General features: G+C 57.3%; 15 protein-coding genes. 9 read left to right on the top strand and 6 right to left on the bottom strand.

Annotated elements, in window-relative coordinates:
• Nucleotides 1-116: 116 nt before the first annotated feature.
• On the bottom strand, nucleotides 117-1157 hold the full coding sequence (cobT, locus tag ACOYNV_RS02630) for a nicotinate-nucleotide--dimethylbenzimidazole phosphoribosyltransferase (protein ID WP_422898183.1): 1041 nt from the start codon (nucleotides 1155-1157) through the stop codon (nucleotides 117-119).
• Between the two features lie 86 nt (nucleotides 1158-1243).
• On the opposite strand from cobT, the gene cobU reads away from it, so the two are divergent.
• Together cobU and cbiB are read left to right on the top strand one after the other, a co-directional pair.
• Nucleotides 1244-1789: a bifunctional adenosylcobinamide kinase/adenosylcobinamide-phosphate guanylyltransferase gene (cobU, locus tag ACOYNV_RS02625; RefSeq protein WP_422898182.1), complete on the top strand. Its 546-nt coding sequence runs from the start codon at nucleotides 1244-1246 to the stop codon at nucleotides 1787-1789.
• A 331-nt stretch (nucleotides 1790-2120) separates the two neighbouring features.
• Nucleotides 2121-3077: an adenosylcobinamide-phosphate synthase CbiB gene (cbiB, locus tag ACOYNV_RS02620; protein ID WP_422898181.1), complete on the top strand. Its 957-nt coding sequence runs from the start codon at nucleotides 2121-2123 to the stop codon at nucleotides 3075-3077.
• Here the strand turns inward: cbiB and ACOYNV_RS02615 are convergent.
• The 4 genes from ACOYNV_RS02615 to ACOYNV_RS02600 form a co-directional block, all read right to left on the bottom strand.
• On the bottom strand, nucleotides 3033-3263 hold the full coding sequence (locus ACOYNV_RS02615) for a hypothetical protein (RefSeq protein WP_422898180.1): 231 nt from the start codon (nucleotides 3261-3263) through the stop codon (nucleotides 3033-3035). The genes cbiB and ACOYNV_RS02615 overlap by 45 nt on opposite strands.
• A 368-nt stretch (nucleotides 3264-3631) precedes the next feature.
• Nucleotides 3632-4336: an SDR family oxidoreductase gene (locus ACOYNV_RS02610; RefSeq protein WP_422898179.1), complete on the bottom strand. Its 705-nt coding sequence runs from the start codon at nucleotides 4334-4336 to the stop codon at nucleotides 3632-3634.
• Between the two features lie 141 nt (nucleotides 4337-4477).
• The gene (locus ACOYNV_RS02605) at nucleotides 4478-5278 is read right to left on the bottom strand and encodes an aldolase/citrate lyase family protein (protein ID WP_422898178.1); all 801 of its coding nucleotides are present in this window, start codon (nucleotides 5276-5278) and stop codon (nucleotides 4478-4480) included.
• Nucleotides 5279-5396: 118 nt separating this feature from the next.
• A complete protein-coding gene (locus tag ACOYNV_RS02600) occupies nucleotides 5397-7073 on the bottom strand; it encodes a sigma 54-interacting transcriptional regulator (RefSeq protein ID WP_422898177.1) in 1677 nt (558 codons plus the stop codon).
• Nucleotides 7074-7408: 335 nt separating this feature from the next.
• On the opposite strand from ACOYNV_RS02600, the gene ACOYNV_RS02595 reads away from it, so the two are divergent.
• From ACOYNV_RS02595 to ACOYNV_RS02565, 7 genes are all read left to right on the top strand, one after another.
• Nucleotides 7409-7684, top strand: a complete 276-nt coding sequence (locus ACOYNV_RS02595) for a phenol hydroxylase subunit (RefSeq protein WP_422898176.1) — start codon at nucleotides 7409-7411, stop codon at nucleotides 7682-7684.
• A gap of 37 nt (nucleotides 7685-7721) precedes the next feature.
• On the top strand, nucleotides 7722-8711 hold the full coding sequence (locus ACOYNV_RS02590) for an aromatic/alkene monooxygenase hydroxylase subunit beta (protein ID WP_422898175.1): 990 nt from the start codon (nucleotides 7722-7724) through the stop codon (nucleotides 8709-8711).
• An 8-nt stretch (nucleotides 8712-8719) separates the two neighbouring features.
• Nucleotides 8720-8989, top strand: a complete 270-nt coding sequence (locus ACOYNV_RS02585) for an MmoB/DmpM family protein (protein WP_422898174.1) — start codon at nucleotides 8720-8722, stop codon at nucleotides 8987-8989.
• A 14-nt stretch (nucleotides 8990-9003) separates the two neighbouring features.
• A complete protein-coding gene (locus ACOYNV_RS02580; RefSeq protein ID WP_422898173.1) occupies nucleotides 9004-10557 on the top strand; it encodes an aromatic/alkene/methane monooxygenase hydroxylase/oxygenase subunit alpha in 1554 nt (517 codons plus the stop codon).
• A gap of 64 nt (nucleotides 10558-10621) precedes the next feature.
• The gene (locus ACOYNV_RS02575; RefSeq protein ID WP_422898172.1) at nucleotides 10622-10981 is read left to right on the top strand and encodes a phenol hydroxylase subunit P4; all 360 of its coding nucleotides are present in this window, start codon (nucleotides 10622-10624) and stop codon (nucleotides 10979-10981) included.
• Between the two features lie 12 nt (nucleotides 10982-10993).
• Nucleotides 10994-12055 carry an NADH:ubiquinone reductase (Na(+)-transporting) subunit F gene (locus tag ACOYNV_RS02570; RefSeq protein ID WP_422898171.1) on the top strand — a complete coding sequence of 354 codons (1062 nt, stop codon included), beginning with the start codon at nucleotides 10994-10996 and terminating at the stop codon, nucleotides 12053-12055.
• 19 nt (nucleotides 12056-12074) lie between these two features.
• Nucleotides 12075-12419, top strand: a complete 345-nt coding sequence (locus ACOYNV_RS02565; protein WP_422898170.1) for a 2Fe-2S iron-sulfur cluster binding domain-containing protein — start codon at nucleotides 12075-12077, stop codon at nucleotides 12417-12419.
• 4 nt (nucleotides 12420-12423) lie between these two features.
• Here ACOYNV_RS02565 and ACOYNV_RS02560 read toward each other — a convergent pair whose 3' ends face one another.
• On the bottom strand, nucleotides 12424-13134 hold the full coding sequence (locus ACOYNV_RS02560) for a GntR family transcriptional regulator (protein WP_422898169.1): 711 nt from the start codon (nucleotides 13132-13134) through the stop codon (nucleotides 12424-12426).
• Nucleotides 13135-13169: the final 35 nt, after the last annotated feature.

The following is a 13169-nucleotide window of genomic DNA, read 5'->3' as shown; positions in this document are numbered from 1 at the left end:
GAGATAATAAGCTTAAGATGGCCACCCAAAAGGTGAATAAGGAAAAGATCAAGCTCTTGATTTTGTTCGTGTCTTTCGTGATTTTCGTGGATAGACTGAGGTTTTAAGGTTTAAAGTCAAATCTTCTCACTGACGCCGGCCGCCTCGAAACTGGCCATTTCGTTGAGGAAGGCGACGGCGGCGCGTAGCAGCGGCCAGGCCAGCGCCGCGCCGGTGCCTTCGCCCAGGCGCAGACCGAGATCGACCAGCGGATTGGCATTGAGGACGTGCAGCAGTGCGAGATGGCCCGGTTCGGCCGAGCGGTGGCAAAAAATGCAGTAGTCGCGGATTGCCGGCTCAATGCGGGAGGCGGCGAGCAGCGCCGCAGTGACGATGAAGCCGTCGATGAGCAGCGTCATGCCGCGTTCGGCTGCACCGAGCATGGCGCCGGCCATCATCACGATCTCGAAGCCGCCGAACTCGGTGAGTACGTTCAGCGCTTCGGCATTGGCCGGCAGGGCGGCACGCTTGACGGCCTGCCCCAACAGCTCGCGCTTGCGCGCCAGACCGGCGTCATCGAGGCCGGTGCCGCGCCCGATGCAATCGACGAGTGGCGTGCCAGTCAGCGCATGGGTGACCAGCGAGGCTGAGGCCGTATTACCGATGCCCATTTCGCCGAAGCCCAGCACATTGCAGCCGGCATCGGCCAGCGTGCGAGCGAGTTCAGCGCCTTTGGCCAACGCGGCGGCACATTCGCCGGCGCTCATCGCCGGTTCTTCGAGATAGTTGCGGGTGCCGCGCGCGATACTGGCGTCGATCAGTCCGTCGCGCTGCCCGAAATCATGCGCCACCCCGGCGTCGATGATCTTCAACTCCAGACCGTTAATCCGGGCGAAAACGTTGATTGCTGCGCCACCGGCCAGAAAGTTCTCGACCATCTGCCAAGTCACGTCCTGCGGGTAAGCCGAGACCCCAGCCTTGGCCGCGCCGTGGTCGCCGGCAAAGACGAGCAGGTGGGGCTGCGAGAATTTCGGCGTCAGCGTCTGCTGAATCCGGCCGACCTGCAGTGCCAATTGTTCGAGCTGGCCGAGTGCGCCGAGCGGTTTGGTCTTGGCGTTGATCTTGTTTTGCAGGGCCGGATCGAGGATGCTGTCGAGCGAGGGAATGGCGAATTGCATGGGAAAGTGGCCTGAAAGAGCTGCCTGAAAAAAGGGACGATTATACGCTCGGGGCGCGCGTGCGAATTTCGCTGTAAACTTGCCGCATGAGAGAACTGATCATTGGCGGGGCCCGCTCGGGCAAAAGCACGCTGGCGGAAAAACGCGCTGCGGAAAGCGGTCTGCGCGTCATCTACGTGGCGACGGCGCAGGCGCTGGACGGCGAAATGACGCACCGGATCGCCCTGCACCGGGCGCGGCGTCCGGCCGATTGGGGGCTGGTCGAGGCTCCCCTCGACTTGGCCGCGACCTTGCAGAAGCACGCGGCGCCAGACGTCTGCCTGCTCGTGGACTGCCTGACGCTGTGGCTGTCGAACCTGCTCTTTGCCGGTGCGTCAGCCGCTCAGGCCGAGGCCGGTCAAACGGTCGACTGCCCGCTGTTCAAAGGCGAAGTGCAGGCGCTGGTCGATACCCTGCCGCAACTGCCGGGAAAGATCGTCATTGTTTCCAACGAAGTGGGCTGGGGCGTGGTCCCGATGGTCGCCGTGTCGCGCCTGTTCGCCGATGAACAGGGCCGCCTGAATCAGCGGGTGGCAGCAGTTAGCGAAAAGGTGACGCTGGTGGCGGCAGGTTTGCCGCTGACGCTCAAGTAAATTCAGCACCGCTGCAAGCCGCGCAGAATGGCGATCTTGCGGCATCATGCCCGGCGAGCCAGCGTTCATGCGGCTTGCCGGGTATGTCTATCGAAGATCGCCTATCCATGCGGCTTTCAGCCTCATGCCGAAAATTTCCCTGCTCTGTTTTCAGCGACTTCCTGCGCCGATTGAAAGGCCGGCAACGTAGAAAACACGGCAGCGCAGGCCAAGCAGCACTGTCCAATGGTTACTGGCGGGTGCCGCCCTGAACAACCAGCGCAGGAGTCTGCCGCTGCTCTTCCGGCCTATTCATCGTAAAATCCCGGCTTATTTCTCCATCACGGCCTTCATGCATTCCTCTATGTCGCCCGATCTCTTTACGCTTTACGTCCCGGCGACCCTCTGGCTGCCCCTCGCCGCGATGGCTGGCGTTGCGCTTGACCGCCTGCTTGGCGAGACCAGACGCTGGCATCCGCTGGTTGGCTTCGGCACGCTGGCCAATGCCGCAGAACGTGCCCTGAATCGTGGAACATGGCGCCGCACCGGCGGCCTGCTGGCCTGGGCGCTGATCGTCGTGCCCTGGGTGGCGCTGGCTTTCTGGGGCAAGCGCGGCGACTTCGTCGGCTGGCTGATCGATGTCGCCCTGCTCTATCTCGCGCTGGGCGGGCGCAGTCTGGCCGAACACGCCGAGCGCGTCGCCGCCGACTTGGCCGCCGGCGACCTGCCAGCCGCCCGACAGCACGTCGGCTGGATCGTTTCGCGCGACACCAGCGCCCTCGACGAGAGCGGCGTGGCCAAGGCCTGCGTCGAAACAACGCTGGAAAACGGCAACGACGCCGTGTTCGGCGCACTGTTCTGGTTTGTCCTGTTTGGCGGGGCGGGCGCCCTGCTCTTCCGTCTGGCCAACACGCTGGACGCGATGTGGGGCTACAAGACGGAGCGCTTCCTGCGCTTCGGCTGGGCGGCCGCACGCCTCGACGACCTGCTCAACTACCTGCCGGCCCGCCTGACTGCGCTCTCTTACGCCCTGCTCGGCCAGACGCGCCGCGCCCTGCGCTGCTGGCGCAAACAGGCGCCGCACTGGGAAAGCCCGAACGCCGGCCCGGTGATGGCGGCAGGCGCCGGAAGCCTGGGCCTGGAACTCGGCGGCACGGCCATCTACCACGGGCAGGTCGAGCAGCGGCCCGCCCTCGGCGAAGGTCGTCCGGCCAACGGCCAGGACATCGCCCGCGCCCTCACCCTCCTGCGCCGCTGCACCGCCTTATGGCTGGCGCTCTACTTCTTCGCAGGGCTGGCCGGCGTTTGAAGGCCAGCGGCGGCCATGCCGCGCACACAGGTCAGAACCGCTACACGGCACGCCGACGCAAACCGAGTGATAGGCCATGCTGGCCTCGATGCCGCCGAGATGGCCGTCGACAGCGGCCTGCGCGATCATTCCATCCCAAACCAGCCAACCAGAACGACCGAAAACCGCCACCCAAAATGACGCCATCCCGGCCAAGGTTTCCGCTGTTCCGCTAGTGCTGACTAGATGTTTTCGTAATGCCGGCCGGCCGGTAGCGACCCATAAGAGACATTCGTTACTACGCTAATCGACCGTCTGCTCGCAGCCGCATAGCGGACGGCCAGTTTCATAATTTCCACATGAGTGTCAGCGCTACGGAAAGAATCTGCAGGTGGTGAAAAGGGCCAGGATCGGCGGAACCGAGCTACAGTTTCGCGATCAATACCGGGCCGATCACTGCATTGGCGGTACGAAAAGGGTAGAACAGGAAAAGGTGCTGCTGAAGGGGAGGAAAAGTCTGATCCAGAGCATGTTTGCTTACCTAGAAAAGATTTTCGCACAGGTTTAAATATTGTTCAGAGATATGTCTTCAAGCAAGTCCCCGTCTCGATCGGTGGATTGGGTCCTGCAAGCAACAGTACCTGTTCAGCTACGATCTCCGGTGGCATGCCATCACGGTAGCCGGAGAATTGCACTTGCATGTCGGTGGCCGACATGCTTAACGTCATGCCGTAGACTCGCACCCCGGCCCATTTCACTTCCTGGGCCAACGCCTCGGTGAATCCGACGAGAGCGAACTTGCTTGCGCAGTAAGCGGCTACACCCGACATGCCGAAAGTTCCAAGTGACGAGGAGATGTTGATCACACAGCCAGCACCTCTTTTCAGCATATGTGGAAGTACGGTATGGGTGACGTAAAGGGTGCCTTTGATATTCACATCGATGATTTCGTCGATTACCACCCACTTCTGCTCAGCAAATTTGCCCACCGCGATGCGTGCCGCATTGTTGACCAGCACGTCGATGCGGCCGAAACGCTCCAGTGTAAGTCGGACGAGTTCATCAACGGCGTCGAAATCGGATATATCCACACGCCAGCCAGCCACCTCTCCAAGTTTTGCAAGTTGTGCCAAGGCAGTCACCAGGCGGTTCTCGTCCATCGCACAGGTCGCAACCTGTGCTCCTTGCCTGAGGAAAGCCTCGGCGGTTGCATAGCCTATGCCCCGCGAACCACCGGTAATGAGCACCACTTGCCCTGTGAAATCCTTTTGATTGTCCATTTGGATATAATTCCTTCACTGGATCGATTACGGCACTGGCCGACAGTGCTTTACTACTTGCCTGCAGCCTCTTGTTACATAAATTGGGGATAATGGAAATTTCATCGTCTTTGCCTTAGAGCAAAAAATCGTCCAGAAAGATCAGTATGAGGTCGCCACCGGAAGAATCATTGAATCAGTCTTGTAAGTTCTCAAAAGTTCTGTTGTAGCACCTGCCAGCAATAAAGCGTCGACTCCCACAGCGACGAATCGCGCTCCTGCTGCGAGATATCGCTGGTTCAGGGATTTGTCACTACACAAGACGCCACCGGATTTTCCTGCTGCAAATACTTTTTTCAGTCCGATTTCGATCGCAGCCACGATTTCCGGGTGGGTTGATTGACCAAGAAATCCATACGAAGCAGCGAGGTCGGCCGAACCAAAGAAGACACCGTTAACGCCTTCAACGGCGAGGATAGCGTCCAGATTCTCGTAGCCGATTTTTGTTTCTACCTGAACCAGCAAACACATCTGGTCATTCGCCAAGGCTGCATAGTCATCAACCCTGCCCCAGCGGGAGGCACGGGCCAAGGCGCTGCCGACACCGCGAATGCCTGCAGGAGGATAACGCATCGCCTCGACCAGTCCGGCTGCCTGCTCTGCAGTGTCTACCATCGGGATGAGTAGCGTTTGCACACCTGTTTCCAGAAGTTGTTTTATGAGTACGTGGTCGCCCTGTGGCGGTCGAACGACAGGCTGGGATGTATAGGGGGCTATTGCCTGCAGTTGCGACAGGATGCTCCTCAAGTCATTCGGACCATGTTCGGCATCGATCAACAGCCAATCAAACCCGGCACCGGCACAAATTTCAGCGCTGAAGGTTTCACCGAGGCCGAGCCAAAGACCAAAGAGCGTTTGGCCAGCTTGCAGGCCTTCTTTGAAGTGATTGACAGGTATGTTCATCGCAATGATTGCTTTCGAATTTTAGTAATCGTGTCAATGGAATTGAGTAAAGAGATATCGCTCATTATCTTCACCGAGGATTTCAATTCCCGGAACGTCAATGGTTATTTCCTGGTGCTTAATCGAGGTCTTTTTTCTTTAGCCGATACTGCAACTGCGGGCGGGTAATGCCAAGGAGACGGGCGGCGCAGGACAGGTTGCCATCCGAGCGTCTTACAGCTTCTTCAAGCAAGCTGATTTCCAGGCTTTCAAAGGAGATGCCACTGCCGAGAATAGCTTCGAGCAGGGCTGCAGTACGGCAGGGTGCGGGTTTGTTCTCCAGATTGCCGGCGGCGGAAATCAGGTGTTCCCAGTTTTTGGACTCTCCGACGTGGGTGAACAAATGCTCCAGTTCGATCCAGCCGCCTTGCGGGGCGAGAATCACGCCGCGTTCGATAATATTTTCCAGTTCGCGCACATTGCCCGGCCATTGGTGACGCTTGATAGCCTGCATGGTTTTGTCGCTGACGCCAAGCAGCTTTTTTTCGTAGAGTGTGCTGAAACGGTTCAGCAAGACTTCGACCAGTGGCGGGATATCGGCGACTCGTTCGCGTAGTGGTGGAATCTGGATCGGGTAAACGTTCAGGCGATAGAAAAGGTCGGTACGGAAGCGCCCTTCCTTGACCGCCGTTAGCAAATCGACATTGGTAGCGGCGACGATGCGTACATTGATCTTGCGCACGCGATCATCGCCCAGCCTTTCGATTTCCCCTTCCTGGAGTACTCGTAACAGCTTGGCTTGGGCAGCCAGGGGCAGTTCGCCGATTTCGTCAAGGAAGACCGTGCCCCCGTCCGCGCGCTCGAATTTACCGGTGCGAGAGGTCTGCGCGCCAGTGTAGGCGCCTTTTTCGACGCCAAAAAGCTCGGATTCGACCAGCTCATTGGGCAGTGCCGCACAGTTTATCGCCACGAAGGGCCCGTGCCGCCGCTTGCTGAGTTGATGCAGGGTGCGTGCAAAACGCTCCTTGCCGACACCCGTTTCGCCGAGTAGCAGCACGGAAACCTGGGTGACGGCAGCGCGCGAAACCAGGTCGTACGCATGTTTGAAACCCTTGGAATTACCAATCAGTTGAGGTGTCTGCGTCTGCTGAGAGATCGTGGTGCGCAGATAATCGATCTGAGTGCGCAATTCCAGCAGGTGGGTGAGCATGGAATCCGGCTGGAAATAGCTGGCGTGCGCTTCGGCGTCGTCCCATTCTTCCAGCGGCTTGCCAACAATACGGCAATGGTTGTGGCCGCAGGCCACACATTCAACTTCCTTGAATAAAATGAAACGACCCATGAAGGCCGAGGTGTAGCCCGAAGCGTAGCCAATTTGCGACCAGCAGACAGGCTCTTCCGACTGGCCAAAGTCGCGCATGTGGATTTCCTGTTCCCAGGAGTTTTCCCAGAGAAATTCACCGGTGAATTTGCCGCTCTCGATATCCATGTGCATATGGACCGGGGTGACCTGGACGACACCTTCCAGCATGTGTAGTTGTGGGCCGGAGAAGAAGGCGTCGGTTGCCGACTGGTGTCCGCGAATACGTTTGGCCAGTTCGGCATCGCGTACCCCAGAGGTGTAGCCCATGCGGGTGAGGATACGGCGGGTGTGTTCCTTACCCACCGAGCCGATAAGTTCCTTGCGCAACGACCCCAAGGCGGCAGTGTGCATCAGCACCATCCGGTTTCCGGCGAGCCAGATGGTTCCGTCTTTTTCGGAAAAACGTACCAGCTCGCGCAGGTCATTCGATTCCGGATACTGAATTGTCGTCATTGCTTGTCCTTCAATCTTGCAACCCGACGAGAGGCGCTTACACGGGATTTTCAAGAGCGCAATTTTAACGGTTTTACCTTAAAAACAATATTTTATTGAAGTGTGAAAAATATGAAAAATATCGAGACTGGCAAAAATGCCGGAGTAAAGGCGATTGATCATATGATTAGATCCGGCGAAATGAATTGATCAAATCGTAATTTGATGCTGCTTCAATGCCCTTCTGATTTTAGCATTATGCAATAAAAACATAATCTTAATCATGTGGCACGTTCCTTGAATAAGGAAGTGTCCAGACGCTAAAAATCAGGGCGCCGCCACAGAAGGAATAACGCATGGATCAACAAGAAAATAATCGGCCGGAAAGCACCTTTGATGCGACGCGTCGATACGTGCGTGTTTGCGAGCAGAGGCCCGATGGTTTCATCGAGTTTGAGTTTGCCATCGGTGACCCAGCACTTTGCGTCCAACTGATGCTTCCTGAAGCTGCATTTCACGAGTTCTGCCTGACCAATGAAGTCATCGTTCTTGAGCCGGCAACGCCTGGGCAGGGTGATTGGGTGGCGCGCTTGAACGCGGCTTCGCTGAAGGAAATTGAAGATTCGGTTTAACCATCCCGCTTGCGGGAATAACAAGAGGAGACACAAAATGGAAATTGATCTGCGCACGGTAGCCATCAAGCCGTTGCGACATACCTTCGACAACATCGCGCGGCGTTTCGGCGACAAGCCGGCCAGCCGTTATCAGGAAGGTACGTACGATATCCAGCAGACGGATATTTTTCACTACCGTCCGATGTGGGAACCAGAGTTGCAACTGTTCGACAAGCGTCGTACCAAGGTGCAGATGAAGGATTGGTATGCCCTGAAAGATCCACGTCAATTCTATTACGGAGCATGGACAATAGCCCGCTCTCGGCAGCAGGACGCCGCCGACTCCTGCTTTGCAATGATTGAGGATCGCGGCTTGGCCGAGATGATTCCGGCGGATCAAAAGCAGATCGCGCTGGATATCCTGGTTCCCATGCGCCATGTCGAGTGGGGCGGCAACATGGGGAATTCATTCATTTCCGCCTATGGTTACGGTACGGCCATAACCCAACCCTGCCTCTATCACGCCATGGATCACCTGGCCGTGGCTCAGTATCTGACGCGCATTGGCCTGGTGCTTGATGGTCCGGAAGCGCTGGATACAGCCAAGGAAGCCTGGATGAGCGAGGCGCTATGGCAACCGATGCGTTGTCACGTCGAGAATATCCTGGTGGTACAGGACTGGTTCGAGATTTTTGTAGCCCAGAATTTAGTCCTCGAGGGCCTCTCCTATCCGCTGCTATATGACTACCTTGATGGCGAGTTTTCCGCCAAGGGGGGCACGGCCATCTCCATGATGACCCGCTTCATGTCTGAGTGGGCCACCGAAACCGCCAAGTGGGTCGATGCCCAGATCAAGGTTGCCGCTGCAGAGTTACCAGAAAACAAAGCACTGATCAGCGACTGGGTCAAACAGTATCGCGCCCCGGTTCTCGAAGCGCTGGTTCCCATCGCCAATCGAGCCTTCGGTGACAAGTCCGAGAGCGTTCTGGCCGAAGTGACGGCTCAATTCAGCGCCCGCTGCGCCAAGCTCGGCCTCTCTGTTTAGGAAATCTCATGTCAACCGTATTTATCGCATTTCAGATCAATGAAGATACCCGCCCGATCATCGAGGCGGTGCTGGCCGATAACCCGCACGCCGTAGCCCACGAATCACCGGCCATGGTGAAGATCGATGCCGAAGGCAGCCTGGTGATCAAGCGCGAATCCATCGAGGAATTGATTGGCCGTTCATTCGACCTGCAAGAGCTGCAGGTCAATCTGATCACCATTTCCGGACACCTGGACGAAGACGACGACCAGTTCAAACTGTCCTGGCCTAACTGATAAAGGAGACAAGCATGGATATGCACGCCCCCAAGAAAAAGCTGGGCATCAAGGAAAAATATGCCCACATGACACGCGGCCTGGGCTGGGAAACCAGCTATCAGCCGATGGACAAGGTATTTCCGCAAGCGACGTTTGAAGGCATCAAGATTCACGACTGGGACAAGTGGGAAGATCCCTTCCGCCTGACCATGGATTCCTACTGGAAGTATCAGGCTGAGAAGGAGCGCAAGCTGTACGCCGTGCTCGATGCCTTTGCCCAGAACAATGGCCACCTTGGCATCACCGATGCGCGTTACCTGAATGCCATCAAGCTGTTCCTGACCGGTATTTCGCCGCTCGAATACGTTGCCCACCGTGGTTTTGCCGCCGCCGGCCGCAACTTCCCGGGTGTTGGCCCGCGCGTTGCTTGCCTGATGCAGTCGGTCGACGAAGTCCGTCATGCACAGACGCAGATTCATGCGCTGTCCAACTACAACAAGCACTACGACGGTTTCCACGATTTCAAGCACATGCTTGAGCGCGTCTGGTATCTCTCGGTGCCCAAGTCCTTCTTCGACGACGCTTTCAGTGCCGGGCCTTTCGAGTGGATGATTGCCATCGGCTTCTCCTTCGAATATGTGCTGACCAACCTCCTGTTCGTGCCCTTCATGTCCGGTGCCGCCTACAACGGCGACATGGCGACGGTGACCTTCGGCTTCTCGGCGCAGTCCGACGAAGCCCGGCACATGACACTCGGCCTTGAGTGCATCAAGTTCATGCTCGAACAGGACCCGGACAACCTGCCGATCGTTCAGAAGTGGATCGACAAATGGGCCTGGCGTGGCGTCCGCGTGTTGACCCTGGTGGCCATGATGATGGATTACATGCTGCCGAAGCGCGTGATGAGCTGGAAAGAGTCCTGGGAAATCTATTTCGAGCAGAATGGTGGCGCGCTGTTCGGCGACCTCGCGCGCTATGGCATCAAGGTGCCGGACTGCATTGCGCAGTGCTCGATCGATAAGGAGCACCTCTCGCATCAAGCCTGGGCAACCTTCTATCAGTACGGCGGTGCCGCCGCTTTCCATACCTGGATGCCGAGCGACGAGGAAATGGACTGGCTGTCGGCCAAGTATCCGAACACCTTCGACAAGTACTATCGGGCGCGTTTCACCCACTGGCGCGACGAAGCCGAGAAAGGCAACCGTTTCTACACCAACACGCTGCCCATGCTCTGCCAGGTTTGCCAGATCCCGATGGTCTTCACCGAGCCGGACGATCCGACCAAGATCTGCTATCGCGAATCGGATTACGAGGGCGAGAAGTACCACACCTGTTCGGACGGCTGTAAACGCATCTTTGACGATGAGCCGCAAAAGTACATCCAGGCGTGGTTGCCAGTACATCAAATCTACCAGGGCAACTGTTTTCCGGAAGGCACTGATCCGACCGTCGAAGGTTTCGATCCGCTGGCCAAGGTGCTTGAGTGGTACCACTTCGAAAACGGCAAGGACAACCTCGATTTCGAAGGCTCGCGCGATCAGGCAAATTTTGCTGCGTGGCGCGGCATGGCGACCAAGAACACCTGATCGTTTGATGTGAGTGGAGGGCGTATGCATTTACGCCCTCCCGAACCAGAATTAGGAGACAAAAATGGCTGTAACAGCACTCAAAGACTATAACTTCCCACCCGCCGATACGCAGGACAAATTCCACGGCGGTCAATTGCTCTACGTTGGCTGGGATGACCACCTGATGTTCTGCGCCCCTTTCGCCTATTGCCTGCCGCCGAGTACGCCGTTCAGCGAATTGTGTGAAAAGCACCTGCCGCATTCTTTCGGTTACCACCCGGATTGGGCCAAGGTCGATTTCAAGACCGCTACCTGGCTCAAGTCGGGGAAACCCTGGCAGCCGGATATGACCAAGACACTGGCTGAGCAGGGGCTCAAGCACAAGGACATGCTGCGTTTGCAGACGCCGGGCCTGAAGGGCATCGACGGCAGCTGTTCGTAAACCGGGGGCGTCATGAGCTACGAATTAACCATTGAGCCGCTTGGTCAGACCATTGAGGTCGAAGACGGGCAAACCATTCTCGACGCTGCGCTGCGCGCCGGAATTTACCTGCCGCACGCCTGTTGTCACGGCCTTTGTGCAACCTGCAAGGTGCAGGTGGTGGACGGCGAAGTCGATCATGGCGAGGCTTCCACCTTCGCCCTGATGGATTTCGAGCGTGAGGAAGGTAAAACCCTGGCCTGCTGCGCACGACTGGAATGCGACACGGTGATCGAAGCCGAGATCGATGAAGATCTCGACGCCGAAAACCTGCCGGTCGAGGATTACGCAGGCGAAGTGGTGCGTATCGAAGCCTTGACGCCGACCATCCGTGGCATCTGGTTGAAGCTGGACCGGCCACTACGTTTCCAGGCCGGGCAGTACATCAATCTCGAGGTGCCTGCGCTCGGCGGTCTATCGCGGGCCTTTTCACTGGCCAATTCCCCTGCGCAGGCGGATAGGGTCGAGTTGAACGTGCGCATCGTTCCCGGTGGGCAGGTCACCACCTGGTTGCACGAGAAACTGGAGGTCGGTGAGAAATTGAATCTGAGCGGTCCCTATGGCCGTTTTTTCGTGAAGAAATCGGCCAATGTACCGCTGATCTTCATGGCCGGGGGTTCCGGCCTCTCCAGTCCGAAGTCAATGATTGCCGATCTGTTGAACAATGGTTGCGAACTGCCGATGACGCTTATCTATGGCCAACGCAACTTGCAGGAGCTTTATTACCACGCCGAGTTTACCGAACTGGCTGCCAGACACGCCAACTTCAGCTATGTCCCTTCCCTGTCGCACGAGCCGGAGGGATCAAGTTGGAGCGTAGCGCGCGGTTTCGTACACGAGGCGGCGAAAGCACATTTCAACAATGACTTTCGCGGTCACAAGGCCTACCTGTGCGGTCCGCCGGCAATGATCGAAGCCTGTATCTCGACTTTGATGCAAGGCCGCCTCTTCGAGCGCGACATCTACATGGAGAAGTTCTTCTCCGCGGCGGATGCCTCGCAGCAGTTGAAGAGCCCCTTGTTCAAGAATATCTGAACGGCGCAGGGAGGCGGGCATGGTCTATTACAGCGTGGTGATCGAGGAAACCGGCGAAAGCTTCCGCTGCTCGCCGCTGGAATCCCTGCTGGTCGGGATGGAACGTCTCGGCAAGAAAGGAATTCCGGTGGGCTGTCGCGGCGGCGGCTGCGGTGTGTGCAAGGTGGAAATCACCGAGGGTACGTACCAGAAGCGGGTGATGAGCCGTGATTATGTCAGCGAGGAAGATGAAGCGGCAGGCCGGGTGCTGGCTTGCCGGGTTAAACCGACGAGCGACATTCGCCTCAAGGTGCTCGGGAAAATGTGCAAAAACGTGTGCCGACTGGGGCAGGTCAAAGCCGCACCAGCTCAGGAGTTGGGGTGATGATTCAGGACTGGAGTTTTTCGTTCAACAGTTCCGGATGTGTCTGGAATGCCTGGAAGGTGAGCAGGATATGTTCCTTCAGGATGGCAACGGCCTTGTCGGCGTCGCGCGCCATGGTGGCATTGAACAAATTCTGGTGCTCGGCATGAACGTCTCTGGGAACCGGTTGCAGGTAGAGCGACAGGCTGCGGTAACGCTCGGCCTGACGGTAGAGGATGGCAAGAAAGTGTTTGAGCCACAGCGACGGGCAGGCGGAAATCAATACCTCATGAAAGATGCGGTTACGCTCTTCCCACTCGATGCGGCAGCTCATGTCGATGAGTCTTTCCTCTGCTCTGGACAAGCGGTGGAAGGCGGCCAGCAGTTCGCCTTCCCAGGCTTCGTCTCCCATTTTAATGGACAGGCGCAGCGCCTCACTTTCCAGCATCAGGCGCGTATTGGTGATGTCCTCAAAATCCTTAAGGGAGACCGGAGAGACGCGAAATCCGCGCTGTCCCTGGCTAACGACAAGCGCGTCAGAAACAAGCAGGGAAAGTGCTTCGCGCAAAGTTCCGGCACCGACCCCGTAGTCGTCCTTCAGGTGCTCGACGCGGAGTTTTTCTCCAGGAGCCAGGCGCCCTTCGACGATGTCGCGGCGCAAAGCGCGATAGGCCGACTCGACAAGAGTTTTTGGCTCGGGATCACCTGACAAAGAGGTTGGTGTGTGATTGAGCATGAGAAAAAGAGTTGTTTAATTAAATTGGATATTAC

This window comes from Propionivibrio sp. (assembly GCF_049316945.1).
GTDB lineage: Bacteria > Pseudomonadota > Gammaproteobacteria > Burkholderiales > Rhodocyclaceae > Propionivibrio.
The sequence above is the reverse complement of the archived record's forward strand: the minus strand, read 5'-3'. Positions and strand labels throughout refer to the sequence as shown.

Excerpts from the sequence above, each read along its gene's own strand:
- cobT (WP_422898183.1), bottom strand. The coding sequence starts at position 1,157 with ATGCAATTCGCCATTCCCTCGCTCGACAGCATCCTCGATCCGGCCCTG.
- cobU (WP_422898182.1), top strand. The coding sequence starts at position 1,244 with ATGAGAGAACTGATCATTGGCGGGGCCCGCTCGGGCAAAAGCACGCTG.
- cbiB (WP_422898181.1), top strand. The coding sequence starts at position 2,121 with ATGCATTCCTCTATGTCGCCCGATCTCTTTACGCTTTACGTCCCGGCG.
- ACOYNV_RS02615 (WP_422898180.1), bottom strand. The coding sequence starts at position 3,263 with ATGGCGTCATTTTGGGTGGCGGTTTTCGGTCGTTCTGGTTGGCTGGTT.
- ACOYNV_RS02610 (WP_422898179.1), bottom strand. The coding sequence starts at position 4,336 with ATGGACAATCAAAAGGATTTCACAGGGCAAGTGGTGCTCATTACCGGT.
- ACOYNV_RS02605 (WP_422898178.1), bottom strand. The coding sequence starts at position 5,278 with ATGAACATACCTGTCAATCACTTCAAAGAAGGCCTGCAAGCTGGCCAA.
- ACOYNV_RS02600 (WP_422898177.1), bottom strand. The coding sequence starts at position 7,073 with ATGACGACAATTCAGTATCCGGAATCGAATGACCTGCGCGAGCTGGTA.
- ACOYNV_RS02595 (WP_422898176.1), top strand. The coding sequence starts at position 7,409 with ATGGATCAACAAGAAAATAATCGGCCGGAAAGCACCTTTGATGCGACG.
- ACOYNV_RS02590 (WP_422898175.1), top strand. The coding sequence starts at position 7,722 with ATGGAAATTGATCTGCGCACGGTAGCCATCAAGCCGTTGCGACATACC.
- ACOYNV_RS02585 (WP_422898174.1), top strand. The coding sequence starts at position 8,720 with ATGTCAACCGTATTTATCGCATTTCAGATCAATGAAGATACCCGCCCG.
- ACOYNV_RS02580 (WP_422898173.1), top strand. The coding sequence starts at position 9,004 with ATGGATATGCACGCCCCCAAGAAAAAGCTGGGCATCAAGGAAAAATAT.
- ACOYNV_RS02575 (WP_422898172.1), top strand. The coding sequence starts at position 10,622 with ATGGCTGTAACAGCACTCAAAGACTATAACTTCCCACCCGCCGATACG.
- ACOYNV_RS02570 (WP_422898171.1), top strand. The coding sequence starts at position 10,994 with ATGAGCTACGAATTAACCATTGAGCCGCTTGGTCAGACCATTGAGGTC.
- ACOYNV_RS02565 (WP_422898170.1), top strand. The coding sequence starts at position 12,075 with ATGGTCTATTACAGCGTGGTGATCGAGGAAACCGGCGAAAGCTTCCGC.
- ACOYNV_RS02560 (WP_422898169.1), bottom strand. The coding sequence starts at position 13,134 with ATGCTCAATCACACACCAACCTCTTTGTCAGGTGATCCCGAGCCAAAA.